The organism is Cohnella baijiui, assembly GCF_020731285.1.
Lineage (GTDB): Bacteria > Bacillota > Bacilli > Paenibacillales > Paenibacillaceae > Cohnella.
The window spans coordinates 1-313 of record NZ_JAJFOW010000202.1 but is presented as its reverse complement, the minus strand read 5'-3'; the positions used below and the strand labels follow the sequence as shown (position 1 = coordinate 313).

1 protein-coding gene is annotated in these 313 nt (G+C 45.4%); it reads right to left on the bottom strand.

The genetic code is table 11. The features are described from left to right. Positions 1-275, bottom strand: a 275-nt coding sequence (locus LKX83_RS32320) for a polysaccharide deacetylase family protein (RefSeq protein WP_255655025.1), incomplete at its 3' end; no start/stop codon positions are given. Between the last annotated feature and the right edge of the window lie 38 nt (positions 276-313).

The following is a 313-nucleotide window of genomic DNA, read 5'->3' as shown; positions in this document are numbered from 1 at the left end:
TTCCAATCTAGGCTATCAACCTGCCAATACATAATATATTTCTTCGTTTCTTGGGAGGCTTCTTTCGTAGCGGCATTGACAGAGCCGTAGGGCGGACGGAAATAGGTGATCGGATGCCCGATTTTCTTAGCAATAAAATCAGTAGATCCGCTCATTTCCTGCTTTTGTGCCTCTTTATTTTTATTGCCTAACCGTTCATGATACATCGTATGAGAGCCGATAATGTGGCCGTTCTCTACTAGTTGTCGCCCCCATCCCCCGGATTCGTCAGTCATATTTTTGCCTACCCAGAAGAATGAGCCCCGCACATTAT